Origin of the sequence: Chamaesiphon polymorphus CCALA 037 (genome assembly GCF_003003845.1) — a bacterium.
Classification (GTDB): domain Bacteria; phylum Cyanobacteriota; class Cyanobacteriia; order Cyanobacteriales; family Chamaesiphonaceae; genus Chamaesiphon; species Chamaesiphon polymorphus.
This window is the reverse complement of sequence record NZ_PVWO01000635.1, coordinates 1-2,794: the sequence shown is the minus strand read 5'-3', so window position 1 is coordinate 2,794 and position 2,794 is coordinate 1. Positions and strand designations below refer to the sequence as shown.

2 protein-coding genes are annotated in these 2,794 nt (G+C 55.3%); both read left to right on the top strand.

The window, feature by feature from the left end; genetic code table 11:
* Positions 1-143 precede the first annotated feature (143 nt).
* Positions 144-2,249, top strand: coding sequence for a potassium-transporting ATPase subunit KdpB (gene kdpB / locus C7B77_RS27540; protein WP_106312574.1), 2,106 nt, complete (start codon positions 144-146; stop codon positions 2,247-2,249).
* An 8-nt stretch (positions 2,250-2,257) separates the two neighbouring features.
* Positions 2,258-2,497 carry a potassium-transporting ATPase subunit F gene (locus tag C7B77_RS27535; protein ID WP_106312571.1) on the top strand — a complete coding sequence of 80 codons (240 nt, stop codon included), beginning with the start codon at positions 2,258-2,260 and terminating at the stop codon, positions 2,495-2,497.
* Positions 2,498-2,794: the final 297 nt, after the last annotated feature.

Below are 2,794 nucleotides of genomic sequence, written 5' to 3'. Positions count from 1 at the left end.
AGGTCTCCCCCCAGATCCGGGTTCTCTAGCACCAGCAACCTAAAACTAAGCACTAGTCCAAATTTTAACGACTCAAAACTAAGCACTAGTCCAAATCTTTTATTCGATAACAAGGAACTTAAATCCACGATCGCGATAAATACATGAAATCCACTACTTCTCAACCGCCACAGCCAGACGATACCACCCGCAAGCGGCGATCGCCCAAAGCCGACACTTCCGGACTGTACAAAAGTGCCGTTCGCGACGCCTTTGTCAAACTCGACCCCCGCGTTGCCGTCGGCAATCCAGTCATGTTCCTCGTTTGGGTAGGCACGATCGTCACCCTCCTCGTCACCATCGATCCCAATATCTTCGGAACGGTAGATGCCGATCCCAACCGCCAACGCCTGCTCAACGGCTTAATTACCATCATTCTGTTTTTCACAGTTATTTTCGCCAACTTTGCCGAAGCAGTTGCCGAAGGACGCGGTAAAGCCCAAGCCGATACCCTCAGATCGAGCAGATCCGATACGATCGCGCGCAAAGTCTTACCCGACGGATCGATCGGGCAAGTTAGCTCCACCGAACTCCGCAAAGGCGATCGCGTCAAAGTCGCACTGGGTGAAACCATCCCCGCCGACGGAGAAGTCGTCGCTGGCGTTGCATCTGTCGATGAGTCAGCAATTACGGGTGAATCCGCCCCAGTATTAAAACAACCGGGAACCGACATCGCCAGCTCCGTTACTGGCGGTACCAGAGTAGTTTCCGACGAACTAACCATCCAAATTACCGCCGATCCGGGACAGGGATTTATCGATCGGATGATCGCTCTCGTTGAAGGTGCCAAACGTAGCAAAACCCCCAACGAAATCGCCCTCACAGTCTTCCTCGCCGTCCTCACCCAAGTATTTTTAATCGTCGTCGCCACCCTCTCACCACTGGCTAACTACGTCAGAACGCCTATTTCGATCGCCATTCTCGTCGCCCTCCTCGTTGCGCTCATTCCCACCACCATCGGCGGACTACTCAGCGCGATCGGGATTGCTGGGATGAATCGCGTCTCCCAATTTAACGTCATCGCCACCTCTGGACGGGCTGTAGAAGCCTGTGGAGACGTCAATACGTTAATTCTGGACAAAACAGGTACCATCACCCTGGGCAACCGCCTAGCCGATGAATTTATCCCCGTCAACGGTCACTCAGTCCAGGAAGTTGCTGCCGTCGCCCTAGCAGGTAGCTTATTCGACGAAACACCCGAAGGTAAATCGATCGTCCAACTTGCCGAAAAATTGGGTGCCAACCTCGACTTCGTGGGCGGCGGCACTCTAGATGAGATGCGCGCTCGTTCTGAAGGCGTAGATTTCTCCGCCCGCACCCGCATGAGCGGTACCGATCTCCCCAATGATATCGAAATTCGCAAAGGCGCGATCGACGCCATTCGTGGCTTCGTCCGCTCTCGTGGCGGCAACATTCCCGATGAATTCGATGCCGCATACGAGCGCGTCTCCCGACTCGGCGGTACCCCGCTCGGCATTTGTCAAAATGGCGATTTATATGGCGTCATTTATCTCAAAGATGTCGTCAAAGCCGGACTCCGCGAACGTTTCGACCAACTCCGCCGCATGGGCGTTCGTACCATCATGCTCACGGGTGATAACCGCATCACCGCCTCCGTAATTGCCCAAGAAGCAGGCGTCGATGACTTCATCGCCGAAGCCACCCCCGAAGACAAAATCGACGTCATCAAACGCGAACAGTCCGAAGGCAAACTCGTCGCCATGACAGGCGACGGCACCAACGACGCCCCCGCCCTCGCCCAAGCCAACGTCGGCGTAGCGATGAACTCCGGTACCCAAGCCGCCAAAGAAGCCGCCAACATGGTCGATCTCGACTCCGATCCCACCAAATTAATCGATCTAGTCGCGATCGGCAAACAGCTTCTAATTACGCGCGGTGCATTGACCACATTCTCGATCGCGAATGACATTGCCAAATACTTCGCCATCATCCCCACCATCTTCGCCGCAGCAGGCATCGGCGCGCTGAATATCATGGGGCTAAAAAATCCCCAATCAGCCATCCTCGCCGCCCTGATCTACAACGCTCTGATCATTCCCGCCCTGATCCCCTTAGCACTCAACGGCGTCAAATTTCGACCCCTCACCGCCGATCAACTGCTCCAACGCAACATCCTACTCTACGGCTTAGGTGGCGTCATCGCCCCCTTCATCGCCATCAAAATCATCGACGTGCTCATCCCCATCTAGTCACAACCATGAAATACCTTCCCGCAGAAGACCTAGCCATCCTCTGGCAAACCTGGAACCGCCGCAAATACCCCACCTACCTCTTCCTCGCCCTCTGTTTCAACGTCATCCTCGCCTCCGCCGCCTTCGCCGCCACAGGCGACACCTTCAGCCGCCCCCAAATCTACGCCCTTGGCATCCTCGGTTTAGGTACGGTGGCTCTTTCTGCTTATCTATTTGTAGTCATGTTTCAACCAGAACGCTTTTAGCTCCATAACCTCCCCATCCCCTCGCATCGTAAGGTGTGTGCTTAAATCTGTTGGGTGCGAGGTGTAGATCTACCCACCCCGCCCTACGGGCACCCCTCCGAGGAGGGGATTTTTCACCCAACCCTAACCCACTGAAGTGAACTAATACTAAATCCGATTTACACAACCCCTTACCCAGAGGACTGTAACCGCACTAATGCGAAGCGCGCTACACTTCCCGCAGATCGACCCTTACGCAGGGGAGTTTGAGGGGCGGCGTCCCGCCCCTCAACGGGGGGTCTGGGGGAAGCCTCCCCC